Source organism: Parapedobacter brassicae (assembly GCF_051400755.1).
In the GTDB taxonomy this organism is placed as follows: domain Bacteria; phylum Bacteroidota; class Bacteroidia; order Sphingobacteriales; family Sphingobacteriaceae; genus Parapedobacter.
The window spans coordinates 66,152-91,090 of sequence record NZ_JBLFFL010000008.1 but is presented as its reverse complement, the minus strand read 5'-3'; the positions used below and the strand labels follow the sequence as shown (position 1 = coordinate 91,090).

The window sequence follows — 24,939 nt, the reverse complement described above, 5'->3', positions numbered from 1 at the left end:
GCCCCTGAATGTTAGAACTGGCCGGTACCAAAAAATGAGAGTGAATCAATTTTAGTTTTTAACCAGTATACAAACGTAGGCAATCTTGTGCATCCATGCAAGTAATGGCTTCCCACAGGCCCCGCGGTTGTATCGAATTTCGCAGGAATGTATAAACGTTATACAAAGGATGCGCCTTGGGTGCATCATTACAAAAGAATCCTATTCATGATGCAGTTGGTGGCGATTTTGATGACGGTTGCTTTTATCCATGTCAGTGCCGCAGGACTGGCCCAACAGGTCACGCTGTCCAAGGAGCGCATCACGCTCAGGGAGGTGTTCAGGGAAATCAACAGGCAGACCGGATACGACTACCTGTGGTCCGCCGATAAGGTCAAGACGTCCACGGTCGTGAGCGTAAAGGCACAGGATATGCCACTGGAATCGGTACTCCAGCAGGTGCTGAAAGACCTTCCGCTAAGCTATACGATAGAAAATAAGACGATCCTGATTGAGGAAAGGGAGAAATCCATCACGGACCGGGTTAAAGATTTTTTTTCAGCCGAAACAAAAGAACTAAACAACCAACAGCCACTAACCGGTCTGATCGTTGACACACTGGGCCAACCCGTGCAGGGCGCGACTATCCGTTACGGAAACCTGACCACTTCAACGGATCGGCAGGGTCAGTTTATGCTCCAAAACGTACCACCAGATGCCACATTGCAAATCCGTATGGTCGGGTTTGAGTCGCAGGAGGTGGCTGTGAACGGGCAAAGCAGGCTGACCATTGTGTTGAAAGCTTCGGTATCGCCACTTGATGAAGTACAAGTCATCGCCTATGGTACAACAAGCCGGAGGCTAAGCACTGGTAACGTAGCTTCGGTCAGCGCAAAAGATATTGAAAAATCCCCGGTGACCAATGTGTTAAGTGCGATTCAAGGCCGCATTCCGGGAATTTTTATCGAACAGGGATCCGGTTTTGCTGGTTCGGGATTCAAGGTACGGGTTCAGGGCGATAACAGTATGAGATTTAACGGAAATCTTCCGTTTTATGTCGTTGATGGTGTTCCCTATCCAGCAGAATTATTGGGCAACATTAACGGGATACGCACCGGCGGCGGTAGTCCATTAGCCTTCATAAACCCATCTAATATAGAGTCCATCAGTGTGTTGAAGGACGCGGACGCCACATCCATCTATGGTAGCCGTGCAGCCAATGGGGCCATCCTGATTACCACCAAAAAAGGAAAACCGGGAAACACCCAACTGGACGTGAATGTAAACAACGGCCGGGGAAAAGTGACGCGCACGATGGAATTGGCAAATACGCAACAGTTTCTCGAAATGGTAAGGGAGGCCTTCCGAAATGATGGTGTTACCAATTTTGACGAAGCGCCTTGGACCGAACCAAGTCGGCGAGCCGCATTGGTCAGCTTGTTGTTCTACGATCCTACACGGTATACGGACTGGCAGAAAGAGCTTATCGGTGGCACGGCGAATTATACCGATGTACGGATGGATTTGTCCGGTGGAAGTAACCATACCAATTATCGTTTGGGAGGCAATTTCAATAGGGAGACGAGTGTCCAACCGGGCGACTTCAGCGACAGGCAGGGTTCTGTGCAGTTTAGCCTAAACAATACGTCTGCCAACCAACGACTGCGGATTGGTTTATCCGCCCAGTATCTGGTTGATCGGAATGCGCTGCCCAGGGTGAACCTAACCGGCATAGCATTCGAATTACCCCCCAACGCTCCAGCGCTGTACAATGCCGATGGCTCTTTGAACTGGCAATGGGAACCCGATTTAGGCACCTTTATTTTTGACAACCCCTTAGCCCAAACAGAAGGAAAATACCAGGCAAATACGAATAACCTAATCGGAAATGCAACAGTGGGTTATCAAATACTGGATGGATTGGATATCAAGGCACTCGTTGGTTACAACAGAATGGATCTTAATGAATTGCAAACCATTCCCAGCACAGTAATAAATCCTGCAGATCCAATTTTCCCCAGCTTCGTTCGTTCAACACGGGTGTCGGATGGAAGTATCAATTCGTGGAATTTTGAGCCACAGCTAACCTATCGGTCGACCAAGGGAAAAAGCCAGTGGAATGCCCTATTGGGTTCTACGTTTCAACAGACTTCAAGGAACAGAAAAGTGCTGGAAGCACAAGGTTTCAACAGCGATGTAGTCATGGAGGACCTCTCGGCCGCATCATCGGTTTCAGTAGCTGGCGGCGGCCTTATTTCCGAGTATCGGTACAACGCCATTTTTGGCCGGTTGGAGTACAATTTGGACAATAAATACATCGTAAATGCAAATATCCGGAGGGACGGCAGCAGCCGGTTTGGCCCGGAAAGCCGATTCAACACCTTTGCATCCGTTGCCGGAGCTTGGTTATTTTCCGAAGAAAGTTTCTTCAATAAGGATGGTGGGCTACTGAGTTTCGGAAAGCTGAGGGCTAGCTTCGGGACCACCGGTAATGACCAGATCGGGGACTATCAGTATTTGCCTCGGTATAATAGCGTCACAGGTATCGACATTTCCGTACCCTATCAGCCCGGATCCACCGGAATAGAAGCAGTTGGTCATGCCAATCCCTATCTGCAGTGGGAGGAGACGCGTAAACTGCAAATTGGATTGGATATTGGCTTTTTCAATGATCGGATCCTGGCCAATTTCGATTATTACGATAACCGGTCATCCAACCAGTTATTGAGTTTCAACTTACCTGCCATGACGGGATTTAATGGGGTGTCGGCAAACCTTCCGGCTACCGTACAAAACAAAGGTTGGGAAATCACGATCAACACGGTCAATATAGAAAGCAGTCAATTCAGGTGGACAACGGGCTTTAATATTACGATTCCACGGAATAAGCTACTGGCATTCGAAGACTTGGATGTATCACCATATGCACAAACCTATGTCATCGGGAGGTCCATCAACACAAACAGGTATTTTGATTTTGCCGGTGTAAATCCCGAAACGGGACTGTACCAATTTAGGGATTCAGAAGGAAATGTAAGGTCCGATCTGGATCCATACAGCAATGATCACCGTACGATTCTGTTGAACAACGATCCTAAATATTATGGGGGTCTTAATACTTCGTTAAGTTACAAAGGATTACAGCTTGATTTGCTGTTGCAATTTGTCAACCAATTGGGTGCTAACTATTATTTTGGTCGATATCCAGCTGGTACTCCTAGTCAGAATGTGCCATTATCGGTAATTAATAATAACTGGAAGCAACTGGGTGACATCGCCGAGACTCAGCGCTATAGTACAAGTTTTTTCATCTTAGACCCACTTAGTAAGGCTTACAACGCATTTTACGCCGCGAGCTACAGTAATGCTGCGTTCACTAATGCAGGGTATATTCGACTGAAAAATCTAATGCTCTCCTATCAGATACCCCAGAAAATACTACAACGTTCGGGACTAAAAAATATTCGTGTATATACGCAGGGGCAGAATCTCTGGACACTGACCGATTATGAAGGTTATGACCCTGAAAGCAGGGGAGCGGTGCTGCCGCCCCTTCGAATGTTAACCTTAGGCCTTCAAGTTATTTTATAAATCACCTATTATGAAAAAGATGATAAAACGATATTATTTCATCCCCCTTCTTGTTTTCATGGTTAGTTGCGAAAGGTTCATTGAATTAGAAGCTCCAGTAACCAGCCAAACAATGGAATCCGCATATGCAGTCGATGGATCCGCAATCGCTGTACTGACCGGCATATATATGAGGATGAGCCAGGAGGACGTTTTGCCCGGCCAGGGCGTAAAATCAACCTCAGTAGTAGCGGGATTATCCTCCGATGAACTAAAGGTTGAAGGAACAAACGGGATTACTGCTCCTGAGCTGATAGCATTGGCTACGAATGAATTGACACCGGTATCGCCTAATTCATGGAACAACTTCTATAACAAGGTGTATCGGGCTAATGCAGCAATTGAAGGATTAATGGCTTCCAACACATTGAACCCCAATGTCAAGCAACAGTTATTGGGCGAAGCGTTTTTCCTTCGCGCATTTTACTACTTCTATCTCGTCAATTTTTACGGCGACGTCCCATTAGCATTGACAACGGACTACACAGTAACAATGGGTTTGAGTCGTTCTCCCCAAGCGGAAGTGTATGGTCAAATTATAGCTGATCTACTGGAAGCGGAGAAGCTATTGAGCGCAGATTACCTAAGTGGCAATTTCCAAGGCGTTGGACAAGAAAGAGTAAGACCGACTAAAGGCGCGGCGCGGGCGCTGTTAGCACGGGCGCATTTGTACATCAACGACTTTGCAAGTGCCGAAAACTATGCCTCGGCCGTAATTGAAGACAATGAACGATATGCATTGACCGAACTGGATGGAGTGTTCCTCAATGGCAGCCAAGAGGCCATCTGGCAACTGCCGTCTGTGGGTGGCGGCAATATTACCAATACACACGAAGGGCGTGCATTTATCGTTGACGAAAACACGAATTTCCTAAACGGGGCCAACTTCGATTTAGCTACCGGCTTATTGGACGCCTTTGAAAACGGGGATGGTCGTCGGTCATCATGGGTGAAAGAAGGGATTTCTTCGACACTGACCCCCTACGTGTACGCTTATAAATATAAAGTCGGGTGGGGCCCGTTACCCAAGACGGAGTCTTCTATGGTGGTACGGTTGGGAGAAATCTATTTGATCCGGGCGGAATCGCGCGCGCGACAGGGCGATATATCCGGCGCACAGGCGGATCTAAATATCATCCGCAGTCGGGCAGGCCTTCCCACTACAGTTGCGGCTACAGCTGAATCGCTACTTTTGGCTCTGGAACAGGAACGCCGTGTGGAGTTGTTCACCGAATGGGGCCATCGCTTTTTTGATTTAAAACGGTGGGGAAAAGTGGATGAGGTATTAAGCCAAAAAGGGTCGGCCTGGCAGACAACAGATCAGCTATATCCACTGCCACAGTCAGAATTAAACAGTGCCCCCAGTCTGCATCAAAATCCCGGGTATTGACAGCTATCAGGAAAGTTAAATACTGCATTAAAATCTGTAAAGGCAATATTTAACTTTCAACTATTGTCATACTACACAGCGCATTTTGTGATGTTTACAAAATCAAGAAATGTGAATTGCACTCATATTTTAAAATTAACAAAGGAAATCTTTAAGTATGAATATTAACGCAGTTATTTTGTTTTCGCTCGGCACATTATTTAGTCCCCCCTCAATCTATGCCCAGAAGCCCCCCATTGATTTAGAGGCCTATGATTCATGGGAGTCATTGGAATATGGAGAAAAGATTTCAGCCGATGGCAAGTTCGTTTGCTATTCCATCAAGAACCGACCCGTTGGGGGCAAAACGTTATGCCTACGCTCGATCAATTTAGATTGGGAATTGGATGTTCCGGGTGTTTCCGCATTTGAAATGCAATTCACCGGTGACAGTAAGACAGCGGTATTCATAAAAAGCGATACGTTGTGCCTATTGGCGTTGGGAACATCGGGGAACATTCATATACCCTCCGTAAAATCGTTCAGCCTTCAGCTCTTCGGTCAAGATGAATATCTTGTATATGCATCAAACACAAGCGAAAATTTGTTGGTATTGAAAAATCTAAGAACAAAAGAAGAGTTGCGTTTTTCCGATATTAAAAGTCATTGGATAAACGACCGTGGCTCAACGGTAGCGCTATTAAAAGAATCCGAGCAAGCTAGGCAAGTATTGCAATTGGTGGAAATTAAACGGAAGCAACCGGTCCCGATTTGGGAAGGGCGGGGGGTGACCAACATGGTCTTCAGTCAATCCGGAGACCAGCTTGTCTTTATGGCTGAAAAACCAGCAACTGAATTGGCCGGTAAAGCAATTTGGCACTATGCAATGGGAAATAGCCGTGCAACCTTGTTGGTGGACGACGGGAGCGCAGGTGTGGACAGCGACTTACAGCTCGGCCGTATCAGACAATTCAGCAGCGACGACACGAGGCTTTTTATTGACCTGAATGAGGGACCACTCGCGAAGGCTGGCAATGATGCGATCATGGTGGATGTATGGAACTATCTCGACCCCAAACTACAACATACTCAATTAGCCGATTTAGGACCAAAGAGTTATCTAGCTATGCTCCAGATTGAGGACAAAGCAATATTCCGACTGCAACAGGAGAACGAGTTTGCTATGTTTAGCAGTGCTTCGAATGATTCTTACGTAATAAATAGCAGTACTAATGGTGGGGGGGATATCTCTGAGGATTATTGGAATACAGCAGCGATGAGGAAAGCTTATTTGGTTAACACAAAGAATAGTTCAAGGAAAGAAATCGAAGTAGGCTCCGTGTTGTCTCCCACCGGGAAACGCCTAGTATATTTTGACAAGTCCAGTAACCATTATATGTCACGCTCTCTATCCGACGACAAAGTTATAATTATCAGTAAATTCATTCCGGAGGAGTTGACCACTTCCTTCAATTCCCGTTTTGGTTCAGAGACATTTGGCATCGCTGGATGGATCAAAGGAAGTGAAAAGGTATTGATATATGACGAGTATGATATCTGGCTGGTTGATTTGAAGACGGAAACAGCCCCAATCAATCTCACGAACAGTTACGGAAGGAAAAATCGAATCATGCTCAGGTTAATGATTAACCCCTATGGTGACAAAATCATTCCGGAAAAAGGGGAAGTATTGTTGACAGGTTACAGCCGTGAAACAAAGGAAAATGGATTTTATGAAATAACCATGGGTAAAAAAGGCGATCCCGTTTGTTTGACAAGCGGTTTGTATACTTACTATGCACGCCAAAAAGAACGAGCGCCTAACGACGGCTTTTTGCCCCAGAAGGCCAAAAATGCAGGGGCTTACCTAGTCAGAAGAGAGTCTGCCACCGAGTCTCCTAATTTTTTTGTGACAACCGACTTCAAAACATTCACAAAGGTAAGCAATGTTGCGCCAGAAAAGAACTACAATTGGTTAACGGTAGAATTGCACAAATGGACGTCCCCGGACGGTAAAGAGCTACAAGGGGTTCTGTATAAACCGGAGGATTTTGATCCATCAAAGAAGTATCCGGTTATCTTCCATTATTATGAAATCATGTCGGATAGGCTAACCAGCTATCAGCCGCCCACGACATCGGGCAATGGACTGAATATTCCGTCAGTAGTAAGCAATGGATATCTCGTATTCACCCCGGACATACTGTATACCATCGGAGACCCAATGCAAAGCATCTATAGTTCCGTGGTTTCTGCGGCAAATTACCTTTCCGGGATGCCGTTCGTGGATTCCACCAAAATGGGCCTACAAGGAATAAGTTGGGGAGCGATACAAACCAACGGCCTAGTAACACATTCTAATCTGTTTTCAGCTGCATGCGCGGCTTCTGGTGCATCTGATTATATCAGCCATTTCGGTGCGATAAGTCACGGTAGTGGTGGCCAAAGCAAGTTTGAACGGGGACAACACCGGTTGGGTGCCAATTTATGGGAACGGCCGGAATGGTTTGTGAATGCATCCCCTGTCATGAATGCACATAAGGTAACCACCCCAATTCTACTAATGAACAATAAAAAAGATACTGCGGTGCCGTTTGAACAGGGGGTAGAATTTTTTACATCGCTGCGTAGACTGGGTAAAAGGGTATGGATGCTGCAATATGATGAGGGAGACCACGGTGTCTCGGGCGAATTAGGTAAAGATTTCACCATACGCATGATGCAGTTTTTCGACCACTACCTCAAAGGCAAACCTGCACCAAAATGGATGACCCGTGGTATTCCAGCCAAATTAAAGGGGATAGAGACCGGACTGGAGTTGGATAATGAAATCAAAACTCCACCCGAAGGTGGGCTGCTAATCCCGGAAGAGAAACGCAAAGTGGACTCTCTAATGCAACGCAAACCGATTACTATAACGATTGATTAAATTCTGAACTTTAAAAAACGATAAAATGAAACAACAAATAAAGTCCTTGTTGCTGGCAGTGGGACTGTTTTTTGCCCTGTCACCGATGTCTTATTCCCAATCACAATGGAAGCCAAGGGCCACACACATGCAATCAAGATGGGCAAAAGGTGTGAAACCGGAGAAGCCCCTCGATGAATACCCGCGCCCACAATTGGAGCGGGGGAACTGGACGAACCTGAACGGGCTGTGGGACTTTGTCATCACCGATTCGATGACAACGGCCATGCCTGCCGCAGAGGATAAAATCCTTGTCCCTTATCCGTTGGAATCGGCACTCTCGGGCGTGAAGAAAACACTGCTTCCCGAACAGCGCTTATGGTATAAACGCAGCGTCAGTAAGCCGAAGTTAAAAGGCGGTGATCGGGTATTGCTGCACTTTGGGGCGGTGGATTATCAATGCTGGATTTATATGAATGGCAAAGAAATAGGCAGCCATGAAGGGGGGTATACCGCATTTAGTTTGGATGTCACCGATGTATGGATAGATGGCCAAAACGAACTGGTCGTTAAGGTCTATGATCCTACCGATAGCGGCTACGGGCCACATGGCAAACAGGTATTGAACCCGGCAAACATCTATTATACACCAAGCAGCGGCATCTGGCAGACGGTGTGGATGGAAATTGTTCCGGAAAACTACATTTCCAGTCTCAAGATGACACCTGATATTGATAAGTCTGTAATCAATATAACCGTGAACTCAGCTGCCCAAACCAGCGTCAAACTGGAGGCTGGCGGGATGCGCATCACCGGGGAATCCAATACCGTAATAACCTTTCCGGTAAAAAATCCAAGGCTATGGTCGCCTGAAGACCCTCACCTATATGACCTGACGGTAACGCTGGGCACTGACAAGGTGAAAAGCTATTTTGGTATGCGAAAAGTAGAAGTGAAGAAGGCCGACGGCGGTCATGACCGCATCTTCTTGAACGGTAAACCCTATTTCAATCTCGGTACACTGGATCAAGGATTCTGGCCCGAAGGTCTTTACACGGCGCCAACCGATGAAGCACTGGCCTTTGACATCAAGGTTATTAAGGCAATGGGCTTCAATACCATCCGCAAGCACATCAAGATCGAACCCGCCCGATGGTATTACCACGCGGACAAAATCGGCGTCCTCGTGTGGCAGGATTTCGTGAACCCAAATCAAGGTAGGCGGAAGGGGTACAAGGATGCATTTGAACAGCAAGCAAAAGAAACGATGGATCAATTATATAACCACCCCTCCATCACTACGTGGGTGCTATTCAACGAACGTTGGGGTGCATATGACCAACAGCGGCTGACGGAATGGGTGAAAACTCATGATCCATCAAGATTGGTTAATGGTCATTCGGGAGAACTTTTGTACGTCAACGATAAGCTGAGAGCGCCATCGAATGATCCCTTTGTAAGCAGCGATTTTGTGGATTATCATTCCTACCCGGAGCCGATGGAGATCAAGGCCATTCCGGGAAAAGCGAGCGTCCTCGGTGAGTTCGGTGGGGTCGGCGTTCCGGTACCTGGCCATCAGTGGGATGATCTGACCGGTTGGGGTTATGTGCAGGTAACGCCGAGGGAACTGGTCGGCAAGTACGACGGCATGGTCAAACGGCTGAAAGAATTGGAAGCACAGGGCTTGAGTGGAAGCATCTACACCCAGCCGTTCGACGTGGAAGGCGAAGAGAATGGGCTACTTACCTACGACCGGGAAATAATCAAAATCCCGCTGGCAAAGCTGCGCGAGATCCATGCCCTACTGAATCCAGGCGCAGCGGCAAAAACAGCTGCCCTTGCAGTGAAAGGCATTGATCCAGACGACACCGATACCTGCTTTCCTGAATTCATGGTGGAGTTCGAGGGAGGAAGACGGGATTCGGCTTTCTTGCGACGGCTGAATTTGATGGCCCTGCGGAAAAAAGACCAAAATGCGGCAATCAAAGTTGCAACTACCTATTTGCAACAGCTTAACAACCTTTTCACCAGGGAAAACCTATCTTTTTTGGATGCAACGACTCGGCGAAGCGAAGATGCCGGATTTAGCATTTATCGGGAACAGGGCCAGCTAATAAACAACGTGCTGGGAAACGATGCTGCTGAACGGAAGGTCCGCAAGATTATCGGCGAAGAGGAAATCGATCCGTATATAAAAGGGGAAGGGGCCGATCCGGATTGGGAAATTATAGGGCGGACGTTAAAGGTAAAGTATGGGGCATTAGGGGAAGAAAAATATAACGGAGCACGTATGGCTTGGGCTTTTCAAAAGAAGGACTGGCGGAATCTCGGTAAATTCTATATGCTCTATTACAGAACAGCAACTCCCCGTTCAGAGTATAATATCAATAACCTCAGTTGGACAATATTCGAACAGATAAGCGATCCGGAGGTGTTGGAGGCAGCAATCGAGACGCAGAAATACAACATAGAAAATCTTGATATCACGGCAACCGCCTTCGACACCTATGCAAATTTACTCTACAAAGCCGGGCGCAAACAAGAAGCCATCGAATGGCAGGAAAAAGCCGTCCAAATGAAAAAGGGCGCTTTGAATGAAAATGTTTTTGCCGAAACTTTGGAAAAGATGAAACGAGGTGAAAAGACGTGGCCAGACAGCGCGTCGTCGCAACAATAAGAATTAACTACCTATGAAATTCATGTGTGTTGACCATAAGCAGCCCCCTGTGCTAACCCCGGCGCGGGGGCGCTTTAGTAAAAGACATAAAATCAATCGTGCAATAGGGAGAGGTTCGGCCGCTTCAATTTTTTAAAAAATACCCCGTAACTCCCCACCTAGGGCAAATTCAGCATTGATATTGGTCCCATAGTTTAACCAATAAGATATGGAGGACCTATGACAACAATGGATTTCGAGAAAGCGAGCTTCAAGGACTTTGAGGACATACCGGGCGTTGACCCCTACGGTCGCGCTGCATTATGGGCGGCCTATGTAGGGAGTCGCAAGAAACTTGGCGAATGGAATTACCGGCAGGAGAACCGTTCCGGCTGCGGGCCGGAGATCGAACTGGATTTACCTGGCATCGGCCACAAACGTTTTGTGAGCCTGGTGTCAAACGATTACCTCGGCTTTACGCAGCACCCGAAGGTAAAACAGGCTGCGATGGATGCCATCCGGCAGTACGGATCGGGAGCGGGTGCAAGCCCGGCCATCGGCGGGCATTACGATTTCCACCAGCGGCTGGAGGAGAAAATCGCGGGATTTTTCGGGCGGGACAGCGCCATCGTGTTTTCCACGGGATACACGGCCAACAGCGCCTCGCTGCAGTGCATGCTGCGGAAGGACGATCTGGCGATCCTGGACATGGCCGTGCACGCCAGTGTGTACGAGGGGTGCCTGATGACGAATGTCAAGACGTTCCCGCACAACAATTTGGATGCATTGGAGCGGGTGCTGAAGTTTTCCAAGGACCGGTACCGTACGCGGATGGTTATTATCGACGGGGTGTATTCGCAGGACGGGGATCTTGCCCCGCTGGACAGGATGCTGGAGCTGTGCCGCCAGTACGGTGCTTATCTGATGCTGGACGATGCGCACGGTACGGGGGTCATTGGAGAAACAGGCCGCGGGGTGATGGAACGTTACGGGTTGCTCAGGGAAGTGGATATCATCACCGGAACATTCAGCAAGACGTTCGCGCATGTGGGCGGCTACGTGGTGGCCAGCCGGGAACTGGTGGATTACCTGAAATTCCAGTCGCGCCAGCACATCTTCTCGGCCACATTGTCCCCTGCATCGGCCTGCATCGGCACGGCCATCGATTTGGTGGATGATGAGCCGGGATGGATGGCCAAGCTATGGGACAACATCGATCACTTGCGTAATGGGTTGCGGGAATTGGGGCTGGAAACGGGCAACACGCAGTCGGCCATCATTCCCGTGAAGATCGGCGACATCAAGCTGAATGCGCAGATCTGCGGGATGCTGCTCAGAACGGGCATCTATGCCAACCAGATCAACTATCCGGCCGTGGCCCGCAAGGACGCGCGGATACGGATGAGTGTGATGGCCACGCATACCACGGAGCAGCTGGACAGAGTGTTGGAAGCATGGGAATGGGTCATCAAAAAAACGGGTCTGCAACGGAAAAAACAAGAGTAAATATAGTAAAGGATCAAATGTTTGACGTCTAATGTCTGTTGTCTATCGTCTGATGTCTAATGTCTAAAAATGGCCACGCCACGGAAGAAATACAAGGTTAGGGACAGGGATGCCACCATGCGCGCATTGAAGGATGCCGTGGGGGATATCCTGCGGGAAACCGGATTTCACGGACTGCGTACTACGGCCATCGCAAGGCGCGTAGGCCGGGACAAGAACATCATCCGCTACCATTTCGGCGGCCTCGGCCAATTGCTTTCGGAATACGTCCGCGAGAAGGATTACTGGCCACCGTTCTTCGAGCGGTTCAGGCCCACGGAACCGGTATCGGCAAGGGAAGTGGAGGCCGCGTTCATCGAACTGATGCAGGAAAACTTCCGCCATTTCAATGGTGACCGGGAAATGCAGAAGGTCATCCTGTGGCAGGCATCGGAGCACCACCCGGTGATGCGGTCGGCATCAGCCCGCAGGGAGGCCGAAGGCCGGCAACTCATCGGGCTGACCGACCAGTGGTTCATGGGAACGGATGTACATTTCGGGGCGGTGCTGGCCATCGTGCTTGGCGGAACGTATTTTCCAATACTGCAGGGCAGCGCGGGAAACGGCCCGGTCTGCGGAATGGACACCGGACAGTGCCGGGATCGGGACATCATTGAGCGCACCATCGGACAGATCATCCAGTGGGCATGGCGGGCAGCCGCCGAAAGCAAGAAAGGAACGGAAATGAAAGAACTCAATTACGAATATGAACTGCTGGAGAACCTGGCAGCCACGCGGATAAAACCGGGTAGGCAGGGTGACCAGCCTGACACTGTGCTGCTTGCCGAGGCCAGGCGGTTGGAGGCGCTATTGCTTGCCGAACTGCTCCGGTTGGATAACGAGACGCAGATGCGGCTGTTCCTGAAAACGCACCTGAATCGGTTGGTCACGCTGTGCAATCGCCTGTACGATCCGCAGTCCCCGTCGAATCCCGATGCGGAGGCACTGCTCGGCATCATGGATGCCCTGCGCAGGGCGGTGTCGGGAATGCTGCCGGAGGAAGTGGCACTGCCGGAATTGTTCCGCAATAACATGACAAGGGATTTCGAGGGGCGATGGAAACAGATGCGCGGACAGTTTGCGGATATGGGTATCGATACCGCATTGCTTGACATCATGGAAGTGCCGCTCCAACGTTTTGCTGATAAGGACAGGACAGCCACGTGGATGGCGTTCCAGTACCTGCGGAAATACATGGAGGGACTGGAAGGACTCACGGCCGCAGGGGTGCTGGACGATTGGCTGGTGGGTGAACGGCTCATCGGGCTGGGGTTCAATCATGCGCGTTTTGCGGCCCATCTCGCGCAGGGCATCCGGTCAAGGGGGGCGGTAATGGACAGCCATGATCGCCGCGAATACCTGCTCGGGACACGCCAACGGGTATTGCAGGTGCACCGCCTTACGATGCTGCGCTTTGACCGGGACACGCCACCGATGTCGGAGGAAATGATCCGCTGGCTGGACGCGGAAATAGGCGGCACGGCGGGTATCGCAAAGCGGCACCCCAACATGATGAAGCTGAACACCAGGTTCAAGGCCACCCAACTCGCACTCTGGCAGAAATTATTGTATGACCACGGGATCTATGACGAGGCGAACCTTGACTTACTGTCCGAAAAGGTGGCGTACTGTTTCACCACTAAAGGACAGGAATCACTGTCGCCCGCCAGCATCAAATCGAAGTTCTATACAAAGGATGCGGACGCGATCAGGACCATCCGCAAGCTGATCGATGATATCCGCAAGGACTTGGATGACTACGGATAACGAAGGACAACAGGGCTTTATTTCATGTGTTTGCCGGGTCGGTGGGGATTCTCACCGGCCCTTTTTTGTTAGGGATCTATGAGTTTCCCCATCCCATGGATTTCCATGAAATGGACGTATTCGTAGAGGAGTTCCCGTGTGAATCCCGGTAGGGCAAGTAAATCCTTGCTCCTGTGGCGGGCGAGGTCGCCGAGCGTATCGAAACCGAGGATCTCCATCGTCACGGTAAATTCGCGGCTCATGCCCAAAGTAGGAATCAGCTTACCCAACATGTCTTTGCCCTGATGTATCATAATACCATAGTATGTCTCAGTTCGCAAAAATACAAATACTACTAATAAGTATGAATTTTTACATAGTAATATAAGAGACGGGTATTCATTTATTTTACCCGATGGCAAAAAAGGTTCAGGAGGCTAAAAAAGTTTCAAAACAGGTCAACGAAGACCTAATCAAATTGGGAAAGCGGATCAAGGAGCTACGGACTAAGGCGGGTTACAGCAATTATGAGTACTTTGCCTATGAACACGAAATTCCGCGCGCGCAATACGGGCGCTATGAACGTGGCGAGGACCTGCGGTATACCAGCCTGCTGAAAGTCATCAAGGCACTCGGCGTAACCGTCGAGGAATTTTTCAGCGAAGGGTTTGACTGACCGGTAGACACCCTTCCGTCTAAACCATCCAGAACAGCATTTCCGTAAACCGAATCAACCAACCAACCCCATTTCATCTACTAATTATATGCATTGCTTTTCAGCAGGGTATATGTGATATACATCTACTTGACCCGTATCGTTCTGTCTCTTTCCTTTGGCAGCTTTCCACAGGTAAACCAAAAAAAGGAGGATAAATGGACGTGATGCACTACGGCAATCCGGGAGCGGAATTGGCAGAAAAATTGGAATCGGAGCTTGACGGGATAACCGATCCGCTACAGCGGCTCAAACTGGCGCTGCGGACCATCCGCAGGGTGAAAGCGGAACTCCGTGAAAAGGTGGATGCCCGGCCACCCGCCACCGCCGGGGAGGAGATTCACCTGTACAAAGAGGTATGGCCCGCTGTCGTAAGCTGGCACATCCAGCACGTGGAAGGATATGCAATGGAAAGCAACCAGCCCATCGGAAACGATGGGAAACTGAGGGAATACTGGGAGCGGGAACTGGCGTTCATTTCACGCTTTTTCGCCATGCAGCCGTTCCACTACCAGTACTACAGGCTGGGTGCGACGGAACTGGATCACCTCTACTTCACGGTGGGTGCGGAAGTGCCGGATGTCCTCATCCCGGAAGTGCCGGACGTGGACGGGCGCACGGGCACCAGGATGGGATACCTGTTCGCCAAATTCATGGCGTATGAGCGGCTGCAGGCGCAGCTGCTTGAATTGCTCCGGGCGCCGGATACCGGTCCCGCGGGTGTAGCCACCCGTGCGGGCAGGGAAATGAAATGGACGGGCGAGACGGGCAACCTGATCGAGCTGGCCTATGGCATTTATGAAACCCGCCAGATCAATGACGGCGGCGTGGACATCGGTGACATCATCGCGTGGCTGGAGGGCAGCTTCAGGGTCAGCCTGCACCGCTATTACCGCAGGTTCAGCGAGATCAAGCGCCGCAAGACCATCAGCAAGACGCGCTTCCTGGATGAGATGCGCGATGCGGTGACCCGCAGGATCGACGAAGGGGATGCCTACAGGCCGCGGGAAACGCCCCGTGGAACGTATTGAGGCGGCCGCGGAGGAAATCATGCCGCCTCCGCATGCGGATTGTCAAACATCCGTAGGCAGCCTTCCCACCTTTGCTTCCGTTATCCCGCCGCAATGGGGCGGCGGGACCAAAATCAAGAACGTATGTTACAGCAATTCACCTGGCAGCAATTCGGGATGGGGGCGGGGGCGGTCGCCGCCGTATGGTACCTCGCGGTACTGCTCCTGTATTTCCGCACCGAGTTATCACGGCTCGGCGCTCCGCCCGGAAAGGGCGCGGGGCAGCACCGCCCCGCATCGGAGGAACCGGAAAATGAGGATGACCTGATGGGCAAAGCGGTGCTGCCTCACGGCATGGACACCGTGGATGCGGACGGCCTGTCGTTCGCGCCCGCCCTGCAGCCGGAGGCATCCTTTCATGCGAAACGGCTGGGCGTGGTGTCGGACGTGATGCAGGAGCTGAAGACGATGGTCATGCTGCTTCAGCGGGAAAACGGCAGCAAAGAGGAGTTTTATGGCCTGTTCGGCCACATCAAGAATACCTACCCGGCTATCCGCGAAAGCGGGCAGCTCGCGGCGCTCACCGGCTACCTGGAAGACCACCTTCCATTTGGATTGACAGAGGAGGAAAAACAGACATTATGGGATTAACCGGCAAAAAGAGAGAATACGATATGAACAGCAAACCATCCAGCAGACAGCGGCCAACGGTGAGGGGTTGGCTACCGGCGGTGACCTTCACCCTTTACCAGATTCTTGTTGCCATCACCACTGCACTGGGGCAGGACTCCGGCGACGGCGAAGCGGGCATCCGCGAGGCTACCGATAAGGTCAAGGGCTACTTCGATACGGGTACGGACCTGATGTACGCCATCGGGGCCGTGGTGGGCCTGGTGGGCGCGGTCAAGGTTTTCAACAAATGGAACGCAGGTGAACCGGATACCGGAAAGGTCGCAGCCGCATGGTTCGGCAGCTGCATCTTTTTGGTGGTCGTGGCCACGGTGCTCAAATCCTTCTTTGGCATCTGACGAATGGAAAGGCAACTGCCCATACACCACATCGGCGGCACGGGATTCTATGTGGACGTGGAGGCCGGGGAGTTCCGTGAGGTGCTCAATCCCGGGAACCGCATCCCCTTCGATGAATTGCGGTTCAAGGGTGATCATTACGAGCTGGCCTTCGACAGTTCCACGCGCGGCGCATACCGGGGTGACCTGGACAGCGCCATCGGTCGGGCACATGTTTCACTCGTGAGAATCCCGCGCCTGTTTGAGCTGGATCCCGAAGGCATGGAACGCAAATTCGCCGGCTGGAAGGCCATCGCCAACACACCGAAAGGAACGGTGCAGCAACAGGACAGCACCGTGGACAAACGGATTCGCTGATGGAATCCCAATACGCACTACCGATACGCAATACATAATGGCAACGGTCTATCACATCAACAAGGGCATCAATAAGCCCATCGAATTTAGGGGCCTCAAAGGCCAATACATCGGCTACCTCGCGGGCGGCCTCGTGGGCCTGCTGCTCCTGTTCGCGGCGCTGTACCTCATCGGCGCGGCACTGTACGTCATCCTGCCGCTGGTCGGCACGCTGGGCACGGCCCTGTTCATCGGGGTGAATCGGCTCAGTCACCGTTTCGGCCGGTACGGGCTGTTGAAATACTTTGCGGCCAAAGGGATGCCAAATTACCTGAAATTCCGCTCACGCCGGGTGTTCACGGCACTGAAAAACGGGGGTTACAGAAAAGGGTTGATGATGGTGATGCTCTTGTCCACCAACAGTTTGTGCTGCATGTCCTCAGAGTACAGCACCTCACATTTTCCCCCAATGGCCGCCGCCACGATGACGGAATCGAATAACTGGAATTTATACCGCAATACGAGTTCGGCCGCGTATGCCAGCGTATCGGGCAATACGGGTATGATATCGCATCCCGCCAGCAATCCGGAAGATTGTTTCAGTAGCTGGTCTTTGGAAAGATCGAGTATCCTCCGGCAGGTGTTCAGGTATTCGGAAACGACCTGTGAAGGGATTTTTGGGGTATCGGCAAGCAGCCCATTGGCAATCGCCCGTTTTTCCGGCGCGGACAGGTCGTGCAGGTATATCAGCACATTGGTGTCAACGGCAAATGCCTTATTCCGCATAGTCGTTGGCCTCGTCACGGTTGAACGTGAATCCGCTAAGGTCCACCAACGAGGGTTTGGTCAGCTTTTCGATCCGGCGGAGGCGTTCGGCGCGGCTCAATTCCTTTTTTCCGGCATTGATTTCAAAGGCAAGCAATTCCACGGTCTTGCCCACCATCTCTTCGGGAAGACGCACGGTCACAGACCGTTTTTTAGGGGTTATGATTTCGCGTACCATCATGGGCATAAAGATACCGATAAATTTTGATAACGGAAAAAATGACGGACATCGGAAAAATATTCCCCATCTACAAGGTCGAAAATGACCTAGTGCTCTCCGTGCGCGGGGACATCACCGTCGCCTACGAGGCCACCTTGCCCGAACTGTTCACGCTGAGCGAACGGGACTACGAAGCCTACCACCAAGCACTCGCCAAGGCCATCAAGGTGCTGCTGCCCCACAGTATCTTCCACAAGCAGGACTGGTTCACCGAAACGGGTCACCGGGCCGATTTCGATAGGGCAGGGGAGGCCTTCCTGTCCCGTTCCAGCGAACGGTTCTTTAACGAGCGGCCGTATCTGGACCACGCCTGCTACATCTTCCTCACCAAGGTGCCCGACAACTACAAACCTGCCACGTCAGCCACTTCGGGCATCCTGCGCAAGTCCGTCGTGCCGGAGCAGGGCATCAGTAAAAAGCTGGTGGGCGATTTCCTGGACAGCGCGGGCCAGTTGGAGCGTATCCTGAAGGACAGCGGTTTCATTACGTTGCGCAGGTTAGACGGGGATGAACTCGCGGGTACTGCGAGTAAGCCCGGCATCATCGAGCGGTACTGTTTCTTGCTGGACAGGGAACAGCATTCCATGATACGCGACATCCACCTGAAAGACGGACTAAGGATCGGCGACAAACACTGCCAATTATATACGCTTTCCGATGCGGAGGATCTGCCGGCCCTGTGCGGCCCGCGCATCAATTATGACCGCTATTCCACCGACCGGACGCGGTTTTCCATGGGGTTTGCCAGCCCGTTGGGGTTGTTGCTCGATGTCAACCACATCTACAGCCAGTACATCTTCATCGGCGATGGGCGCAAGACGCTCAAGAAGATGGAGGCCAAGCGGCTCCGGTTGCAGTCCCTGTCAGCCTATTCGCGGGAGAATGCCATCGCAAGGGATGCCACCAACGATTTTTTGAACGAGGCCATCACCGACCAGCGGATGCCCGTCCGTGCGCATTTCAATGTGCTGGCATGGACGGACGACCCCGCCCAGCAAAGCGAGGTGCGCAACCGGGTCTCCTCCGCCATGGCGCAGCTCGATGCGGTGGCTAAGCAGGAAACGGACGGCGCACCCCAGGTCTGGTTCGCGGGCATCCCCGGCAATGCGGGAGACTTCCCGATGAACGACACGTTCGATACCTTCCTGGAACAGGCCGCCTGTTTTTTAAACATGGAAACGGGTTACCGTTCCAGCATCAGTCCCTTCGGCATCCGCCTCGGCGACCGGCTGCACGGCAGGCCCATGCACGTGGACATCTCGGATGAGCCGATCAAGCGGGGCTTCACCACCAATCGCAACAAGTTCATTCTCGGGCCTTCGGGCAGCGGCAAGTCGTTCTTCACCAACCACATGATCAGGTCTTATTACGAGCAGGGTGCACACGTCGTGCTGCTGGATGTCGGGCATTCCTACAGGGGATTGTGCGATCTGGTGGACGGCTATTACTTCACCTATTCGGAGGCGGACCCGATCCGGTTCAACCCGTTCTACCTCACCGAGGGCGACGTGCTGGACACGGAGAAGAAAGAGAGCCTCAAAACGCTGCTGTTGGCATTATGGAAAAAGGAGGATGAACGGTTCACGCGTTCGGAATACGTGGCGCTTTCCAATGCGCTCACGGGATACTTTGCGCACCTGGAACAGCACCCGGACAGCTTCCCCTGCTTTAATACGTTCTACGAATACCTCACCGGTGTCTACCGGAAGGTGCTGGAAGACGGCCAGGTCAAGGAAAAGGACTTCGACGTGTCCAATTTCCTCTACGTGCTGAATCCCTATTATAAGGGCGGCGAGTTCGACTATTTATTGAATGCCACGGAAAACCTCGACCTGCTCCACCAGCGCTTCATCGTCTTCGAGCTGGATGCCATCAAGGACCATCCCATCCTGTTCCCCGCGGTGACGCTCATCATCATGGACGTGTTCATCTCCAAGATGCGCAAGCTGAAAGGAGTGCGCAAGGCCATCCTCATCGAGGAATGCTGGAAAGCGATTGCGAAAGAGGGCATGGCCGAGTACATCAAATATTTGTTCAAGACGGTCCGGAAATTTTTTGGTGAGGCCATCGTGGTCACGCAGGAGGTCGAGGACATCATCTCCTCGCCCGTGGTCAAGCAGGCCATCATCAACAATGCAGACTGCAAGATATTGCTGGACCAATCCAAGTACCAGAACAAGTTCGACGCCATCCAGCAGCTGCTGGGCATCACCGATAAGGAGAAGTCACTGATCCTTTCGATGAACCGGGCCAACGATCCCAAGCGGAAATACAAAGAGGTCTTCATCTCCCTGGGCGGGCAGCACAGCAAGGTCTACCGCACGGAGGTGTCGCTGGAGGAATACCTGTGCTATTCCACAGAGGAAAGCGAAAAGGTCAAGGTGCAGGAATACGCCGCCAGGTACGGCAGCATCCGGCGGGGCATCGAGGCATTGGCAAACGACATGAGGTCAGGGCAGGGTCCGCCATAAGGCCGGTCATAAAATATATGGCCGCAGCGGGCGGCAGAAGTTCTTTGAAAGTTCGGATAAATAGGAAAAGTTGAACGGATCAAAGTTCTCCGGCTGAACGGAGGCTCTGTTCGATGAGGGACTTGGCAACACGGAAATTGGTGCGCTGGACCCGATTAAGATAGGGACGCAGTTCGGGGATGATACCCCGTTGCCTGGCCATGACCAAAAGCCCTAACGTGCCCTTGAAAGTAAGCCCAACCTTTTGGGCAAATTTGCGGGCTTTCAGGTCATCGAGAATGACCAGATCAGCGTGGATTTCACCCGCCAAAACTAGGGCACTGGCTTCGCCACGGTCGACTTTCCCAAGATAGTTACGAAATATTTTCCGGTCCCTGGCAGGCTGGACGATTACCCATTCGGGAAGAGGCCCACCGAATTCTTCCGCGATTTCCGGTGTAGTGAATACCGTGGAGAACAGTTTCCCCAACACATCCAGCGCATCGATTTTGGAAAGCAGGATGAAACAGCTGGTATCGGTGACAACGATTTTATTTTCGCTCACGTTCCATCGCTTCCAGGTCCTCACGCAGGGCGGGCTCTAAATAATGGATACCGTAATCCACCAGGATTTCGGCGAAATCCCATTTCTTCATGCCCGCCATCTGTGCGGCCTGCCCCAATGTCAGTTTATCCGATTCATACAGTTTAGCCGCGATGAAACGGACGGTATCCTCCCGGTCTTTTTCCAGGGATTTTGGTACCTCAAGTGTCAGCGTAGTCATGATGTAAAGATACGAAATTTTGGTAATACAATGTAATACGACGAGAAAATGAAAACACGAATGCTAACCATGCTGCTTGCGGCCGCCACTATGCTTGCCGCCTGCAACACCGGCGCCGACCGGACCAGGGACTTCATCCCCGGCACGTACACCGACCACGCCGAGGGCGAATACAGCGTGGCCTACGACACGCTCATCATCCAACCGCTGGACGGGAAAACCGCCACCTACCGCATCTATCGCAAGACGGGCTACCGCCGCATCGAAAGCGGCAGGCTCCTGCCGCCGGAGCGGAAAACGGAGGAATGGACCGCCGTCTACAACCCCGAGACCAAGTCCATGCAGGAAACGCGGCGCGGCCGGACGATTACTATTTATCCCGATGCCGGGCGGATACTGGTCGAACGGCGGGAATATGTCAAACTCCGAACGAAGTGATCTTGAACACCGATGAAAACAGACACGAGTGAAAAACTAAAAGATTAACCATGATACAGGAAATGAAGAAAACACTCCGGACATACATGCTCATCCTGCCCATCAGCGCGGTGACGCTGTTCGTATCGCTGCCCGAGGGTGCGACAGCGCAGCTCGCCATTGCCGAGGTCATCAAAGCGGGTATCAAGAAGGTCATCAAGGCCATCGATTTGCAGATCCAGCGGATGCAGAACCGGACCATCTGGTTGCAGAACGCGCAGAAGGTGCTGGAAAACCAGCTTTCCAAGCTTAAGCTGGACGAAATCGCCGACTGGACCGAGCGGCAGCGCGACCTGTACGGCAAATACTACGATGAGTTGTGGAAGATCAAGTCGGCCATCAGCTACTACCAGCGGGTCAAGGACCTCACCGAAACGCAGGTCGCCATCGTTGAGGAATACCGCCGGGCATGGAACCTGTTCCAGCAGGACACGAATTTTACGCCGGAGGAGCTGCTACACATGGGGCAGGTCTACACGGGCATACTGGAGGAAAGCGTGAAGAACCTGGATCAGGTGCTATTGGTGGTCAACAGCTTCAGGATGCAGATGTCCGACGCCGCACGGCTGGAAACCATCAGGAAGGCCGGTGGGAAGATCGACGGGAATTACAATGACCTGCGGCAATTCAATAGGCAGAACAGCCTGCTCAGCATCCAGCGGGCCAGATCATCCGAGGAAACCAAAAAACTGAAGGACCTCTATGGCATCGAATAAATCATCCCTGCTGTCCCTGATCCTTATTCCTTTACTCCTTGCTCCGGCAAGTGCGAAGGCACAGCTGTGGAAGGAATGGTTCCAGCAGAAGAAGACGCAGAAACAATACCTCGGCGAGCAGATCGTGGCCCTGCACGCCTACGGGGCCGTGTTGAAGACCGGATATGACGTGGTATCCTCCGGCCTCGGCTTCATCCGGGGAATCACGGACGGCGAGTTCAATCTCCACGGCCTGTTCTTTGCCTCACTGTCCGCCGTCAGCCCCGCCATCCGCGGTGATGTGCGCATCGCAGAGATCGTCGCCCTGCAAGTGGCCATCATCGCGGCGTTCAACGGTGCGGATAACGGCCACCACAGCGGCTATATCCGCAGCGTGAAAGAAAAGGTGTTGCTGGAATGCGCAGCTGACCTCTCTGAACTGCTGGACATCGTGCTGTCCGGCAAGGTGGAAATGGACGACGACGAGCGGCTCCGGAGGCTGGATAAGGTGTGCACTGCCATGCGCGACAAAGCCACCTTCACCCAGCGCTTCACCGGCGACGTGCGGCTATTGGCGTTGATGCGGAAACGCGAAACGGAACAGATCGACAACATCAAAAACTGGTTCACCCATGAAGAAAATGAATAGCATAATCGCAATCCCACCCTTGCTCCTTGTTCTTTCCATCCTTGTTCCAATAAGAGGAAGGGCGCAGACCGACGAGGTCATCCAACTCCTGCTGAACGTGGAAAAGCTCAGCCAGCTCAAAGGCATCCTCTCGGATATGAAGCGGGGCTATGAAATTATCAGCGGAGGCTACAACGCCGTGCGCAGCATTGCAAAGGGCAATTTCAGCCTGCACGAGACCTTCATAGACGGGCTGATGCTGGTCAACCCCGAAATCAGGAAATATCACCGCATCGCGGACATCATCCGCGCTCAGAAGGACATCGTGCAGGAATACAGGACGGCATTCGAACGGTTCAGGCGCTCCGGTAATTTCACAGAAGAAGAGATCGCCTACCTCGGCAGGGTGTACGGGCAGCTTTTCGAGGCCAGCCTGCAAAACCTGGACGAACTGCTCATGGTCACCACATCCTCCCAGCTGCGGATGTCCGATGATGATCGGCTCCGCGCCATCGACAGGATATTCGCCGACATGGAGGACAAACTGCAATTCCTGCGGCACTTCAACCGCGAGGGCAGCCTGATGGGACTCCAGCGCGAAAAGGAAAAAAAGGAAACGGAAACAATGAACGAAATATATGGAACCAATTAAGCATACACCACCAGCCCGTTCCGGCCTGCGGGCCGTCCGCCCTTTTGCAGCCCTGTCCGCCGCTCCCGTCATCCTTGCCGCGCTTGCCGTGGCCTGCCTTGCCCCGTCCCCTGCATCCGCCCAATCCCTTGCGGGCGAGGTCGCCGGCCTGCATGGCGTGCTGGATAGCGTCCGCGCCGATATGCTCCCCCTATGCGGACAGCTCATCGGGGTGGGCCGCGGTTTGGCCGGCTTTGCCGCCCTCTGGTACATCGCCAGCCGCGTATGGCGGCAAATCGCCCATGCCGAGGCCATTGACTTCTATCCGCTGTTGCGCCCCTTCGCCATCGGGCTCGCCATCCTGTTCTTCCCGCTGGTCATCGGCATCATGGACGCGGTGCTCAGCCCCATCGAGCGCGGCACGGGCAGCATGGTGGAGAATTCCGACGGGGCCGTCGCGGCACTGTTGAAACAGAAGGAGGAAGCGGCGAAGAACTCCCGCTATTGGGAGATGTACGTCGGGGAGAGCGGCACGGGCGACGCCGACAAATGGTACAAATATACCCATCCCGAGGATCCGGGCCGCGAGGACGAGGGATTCTGGGCGGGCATCGGCAACGACATCAAGTTCTGGATGGACAAGCAGTCCTACAACTTCCGTAACTCCATCAAGAAATGGATGAGCGAGGTATTGCAGGTCGTGTTCATGGCCGCAGCATTGTGCATCAACACCATCCGCACGTTCTTCCTCATCGTGCTGGCGATAATGGGGCCGCTGGTGCTGGGGCTTTCCGTATTCGACGGATTGCAGCACACGCTCACCGTCTGGATCGCCCGCTACATCAACGTGTTCCTGTGGCTGCCCGTGGCCAACATCTTCGGCAGCATCATCGGCAAGATCCAGGAGGAGATGCTGAAAATCGACATCCAGCAGATCGGGCAGGAGGGGGACACGTTCTTCAGCGCGACGGACACGGCCTACCTCGTCTTTCTCATCATCGGCATACTCGGCTACTTCTCCGTCCCCTCGGTGGCCAACTACATCGTCCACGCGGGCGGGAGCAATGCGCTGATGCAGCGGGTCAACACGCTGGTCGTGCAGACGGGCACTGCGGTGCGCAACACGGTGGCCGCCCCCATGGGAATGGCCGCTGATGCGCTCGGCGACGGGGCGCGGCAGACCCGGCAGAGCATGGCTACACAGGGGAACAGCGACTATTTCCCGTCCGGCGGCAGCGGCCACCAGCACGACCGGATTTCGGGTAAATAAATAAAACAAAGCAGACAAGTGATCCAGCAGAAAGGG

21 protein-coding genes and 1 pseudogene are annotated in these 24,939 nt (G+C 52.4%); 18 read left to right on the top strand and 4 right to left on the bottom strand.

Translation table 11 applies throughout. From position 1 onward, the window contains the following. The first annotated feature begins 147 nt into the window (after positions 1–147). The 6 genes from ACMGDE_RS17910 (at position 148) to ACMGDE_RS17885 (ending at position 13,854) form a co-directional block, all read left to right on the top strand. Positions 148–3,570: a SusC/RagA family TonB-linked outer membrane protein gene (locus ACMGDE_RS17910; RefSeq protein WP_436834199.1), complete on the top strand. Its 3,423-nt coding sequence runs from the start codon at positions 148–150 to the stop codon at positions 3,568–3,570. 112 nt (positions 3,571–3,682) lie between these two features. Beyond that, on the top strand, positions 3,683–4,999 hold the full coding sequence (locus ACMGDE_RS17905; protein ID WP_436834198.1) for a RagB/SusD family nutrient uptake outer membrane protein: 1,317 nt from the start codon (positions 3,683–3,685) through the stop codon (positions 4,997–4,999). Positions 5,000–5,156: 157 nt separating this feature from the next. Further along, a complete protein-coding gene (locus ACMGDE_RS17900) occupies positions 5,157–7,907 on the top strand; it encodes an alpha/beta hydrolase family protein (RefSeq protein ID WP_436834197.1) in 2,751 nt (916 codons plus the stop codon). Between the two features lie 25 nt (positions 7,908–7,932). Continuing rightward, on the top strand, positions 7,933–10,563 hold the full coding sequence (locus tag ACMGDE_RS17895) for a glycosyl hydrolase 2 galactose-binding domain-containing protein (RefSeq protein WP_436834196.1): 2,631 nt from the start codon (positions 7,933–7,935) through the stop codon (positions 10,561–10,563). Positions 10,564–10,791: 228 nt separating this feature from the next. After that, positions 10,792–12,048, top strand: coding sequence for an aminotransferase class I/II-fold pyridoxal phosphate-dependent enzyme (locus tag ACMGDE_RS17890; RefSeq protein ID WP_436834195.1), 1,257 nt, complete (start codon positions 10,792–10,794; stop codon positions 12,046–12,048). Positions 12,049–12,117: 69 nt separating this feature from the next. After that, complete coding sequence (locus tag ACMGDE_RS17885; protein ID WP_436834194.1) at positions 12,118–13,854, top strand: TetR/AcrR family transcriptional regulator; 1,737 nt, start codon at positions 12,118–12,120, stop codon at positions 13,852–13,854. A gap of 68 nt (positions 13,855–13,922) precedes the next feature. Here ACMGDE_RS17885 and ACMGDE_RS17880 read toward each other — a convergent pair whose 3' ends face one another. Further along, complete coding sequence (locus tag ACMGDE_RS17880) at positions 13,923–14,147, bottom strand: hypothetical protein (RefSeq protein ID WP_436834193.1); 225 nt, start codon at positions 14,145–14,147, stop codon at positions 13,923–13,925. A gap of 101 nt (positions 14,148–14,248) precedes the next feature. Here ACMGDE_RS17880 and ACMGDE_RS17875 point away from each other — a divergent pair, with 101 nt between their 5' ends. From ACMGDE_RS17875 to ACMGDE_RS17850, 6 genes and pseudogenes are all read left to right on the top strand, one after another. Continuing rightward, complete coding sequence (locus ACMGDE_RS17875) at positions 14,249–14,509, top strand: helix-turn-helix domain-containing protein (RefSeq protein ID WP_436834192.1); 261 nt, start codon at positions 14,249–14,251, stop codon at positions 14,507–14,509. Between the two features lie 197 nt (positions 14,510–14,706). Further along, positions 14,707–15,579, top strand: coding sequence for an RteC domain-containing protein (locus ACMGDE_RS17870; protein ID WP_436834191.1), 873 nt, complete (start codon positions 14,707–14,709; stop codon positions 15,577–15,579). Between the two features lie 123 nt (positions 15,580–15,702). Beyond that, positions 15,703–16,209, top strand: a complete 507-nt coding sequence (locus ACMGDE_RS17865) for a hypothetical protein (RefSeq protein ID WP_436834190.1) — start codon at positions 15,703–15,705, stop codon at positions 16,207–16,209. Positions 16,210–16,232: 23 nt separating this feature from the next. Next, on the top strand, positions 16,233–16,586 hold the full coding sequence (locus tag ACMGDE_RS17860) for a DUF4134 domain-containing protein (RefSeq protein ID WP_436834189.1): 354 nt from the start codon (positions 16,233–16,235) through the stop codon (positions 16,584–16,586). 3 nt (positions 16,587–16,589) lie between these two features. Continuing rightward, positions 16,590–16,943: a hypothetical protein gene (locus ACMGDE_RS17855; RefSeq protein ID WP_436834188.1), complete on the top strand. Its 354-nt coding sequence runs from the start codon at positions 16,590–16,592 to the stop codon at positions 16,941–16,943. A 37-nt stretch (positions 16,944–16,980) separates the two neighbouring features. After that, positions 16,981–17,259 (top strand): annotated as a pseudogene (locus ACMGDE_RS17850) (DUF4133 domain-containing protein); the annotation flags it as partial. 41 nt (positions 17,260–17,300) lie between these two features. On the opposite strand, the gene ACMGDE_RS17845 reads toward ACMGDE_RS17850, so the two are convergent. Next, positions 17,301–17,708 (bottom strand): PIN domain-containing protein, encoded by a 408-nt coding sequence (locus tag ACMGDE_RS17845; RefSeq protein WP_436834206.1) that lies wholly within the window; start codon positions 17,706–17,708, stop codon positions 17,301–17,303. A gap of 258 nt (positions 17,709–17,966) precedes the next feature. On the opposite strand from ACMGDE_RS17845, the gene ACMGDE_RS17840 reads away from it, so the two are divergent. After that, positions 17,967–20,438: a TraG family conjugative transposon ATPase gene (locus ACMGDE_RS17840; protein ID WP_436834187.1), complete on the top strand. Its 2,472-nt coding sequence runs from the start codon at positions 17,967–17,969 to the stop codon at positions 20,436–20,438. A gap of 79 nt (positions 20,439–20,517) precedes the next feature. On the opposite strand, the gene ACMGDE_RS17835 is transcribed toward ACMGDE_RS17840, so the two are convergent. Further along, the gene (locus ACMGDE_RS17835) at positions 20,518–20,982 is read right to left on the bottom strand and encodes a PIN domain-containing protein (RefSeq protein ID WP_436834186.1); all 465 of its coding nucleotides are present in this window, start codon (positions 20,980–20,982) and stop codon (positions 20,518–20,520) included. Beyond that, the gene (locus ACMGDE_RS17830; protein ID WP_436834185.1) at positions 20,969–21,202 is read right to left on the bottom strand and encodes a UPF0175 family protein; all 234 of its coding nucleotides are present in this window, start codon (positions 21,200–21,202) and stop codon (positions 20,969–20,971) included. Before ACMGDE_RS17830 ends, ACMGDE_RS17835 begins: the two co-directional genes overlap by 14 nt. Positions 21,203–21,250: 48 nt before the next feature. Here ACMGDE_RS17830 and ACMGDE_RS17825 point away from each other — a divergent pair, with 48 nt between their 5' ends. From ACMGDE_RS17825 to traJ, 5 genes are all read left to right on the top strand, one after another. Beyond that, positions 21,251–21,640, top strand: a complete 390-nt coding sequence (locus tag ACMGDE_RS17825; protein WP_436834184.1) for a hypothetical protein — start codon at positions 21,251–21,253, stop codon at positions 21,638–21,640. Between the two features lie 62 nt (positions 21,641–21,702). Beyond that, a complete protein-coding gene (locus tag ACMGDE_RS17820) occupies positions 21,703–22,395 on the top strand; it encodes a conjugal transfer protein TraI (RefSeq protein ID WP_436834183.1) in 693 nt (230 codons plus the stop codon). Next, entirely contained in the window at positions 22,382–23,023 is a 642-nt protein-coding gene (locus ACMGDE_RS17815) for a hypothetical protein (RefSeq protein ID WP_436834182.1), read from the top strand. The genes ACMGDE_RS17820 and ACMGDE_RS17815 overlap by 14 nt, the downstream gene beginning before the upstream one ends. Next, the gene (locus ACMGDE_RS17810) at positions 23,016–23,654 is read left to right on the top strand and encodes a TerB family tellurite resistance protein (RefSeq protein ID WP_436834181.1); all 639 of its coding nucleotides are present in this window, start codon (positions 23,016–23,018) and stop codon (positions 23,652–23,654) included. The genes ACMGDE_RS17815 and ACMGDE_RS17810 overlap by 8 nt, the downstream gene beginning before the upstream one ends. Further along, positions 23,641–24,903: a conjugative transposon protein TraJ gene (gene traJ, locus ACMGDE_RS17805; protein ID WP_436834180.1), complete on the top strand. Its 1,263-nt coding sequence runs from the start codon at positions 23,641–23,643 to the stop codon at positions 24,901–24,903. Before ACMGDE_RS17810 ends, traJ begins: the two co-directional genes overlap by 14 nt. Positions 24,904–24,939: the final 36 nt, after the last annotated feature.